2 protein-coding genes are annotated in these 544 nt (G+C 41.7%); one reads left to right on the forward strand and one right to left on the reverse strand.

Features of this window, described 5'->3' with window-relative positions:
* On the forward strand, positions 1-219 hold a 219-nt coding region (locus DW657_RS18540), incomplete at its 5' end, for a hypothetical protein (RefSeq protein ID WP_233547220.1).
* Here DW657_RS18540 and DW657_RS17540 read toward each other — a convergent pair.
* A complete protein-coding gene (locus DW657_RS17540) occupies positions 190-489 on the reverse strand; it encodes a WG repeat-containing protein (protein ID WP_199658390.1) in 300 nt (99 codons plus the stop codon). The genes DW657_RS18540 and DW657_RS17540 overlap by 30 nt on opposite strands.
* Positions 490-544: the final 55 nt, after the last annotated feature.

The following is a 544-nucleotide window of genomic DNA, read 5'->3' on the forward strand; positions in this document are numbered from 1 at the left end:
CGAAGTCGGGCTCCCCATGTTCCAATCTGCCGATATGTTGTATGGTTCCATCATAGCTATATGCACCGCTTGTTCCATTTTGGTATGAACATAAAAAAGGATGGCAAGAGTTTTAATCCTACCATCCTTTTACAATTCATGGAGAAGTCTTATGGCAACCAGTTGTTCTCCATGAACCAAAGAAAAGGCTTATCTAATTCTTACACCTTTTCCATTTAGTACTTCACCTCTGACATCATCGGTCTTGCAGAGATACAAGTCGTAGCCAACAGCTGTAATGTCACTGTATCTTGGAGGTGTTATGACTTTGCCATTTGGCGACATCAAGCCATACCAACCAACTTCCGCCTCATACTTTTTGCAACTCGCTGTCTTTTGATAAGGCGTTGGTTCCGCTTCCGCTGTTTCACCTGTCAGTTTGCCATCATCATCGTAGTTTTTGGCTGTGGTGTATCGTATCTCATCGGTATCGTACATCATTCCTTCCACATTGCTGATGAGGAAATCATCTATTAATTCCTTAATTCCGCAACACTATAATTTA

The sequence above is a fragment of the Prevotella sp. AM23-5 genome (assembly GCF_003473645.1).
Lineage (GTDB): Bacteria > Bacteroidota > Bacteroidia > Bacteroidales > Bacteroidaceae > Prevotella > Prevotella copri_A.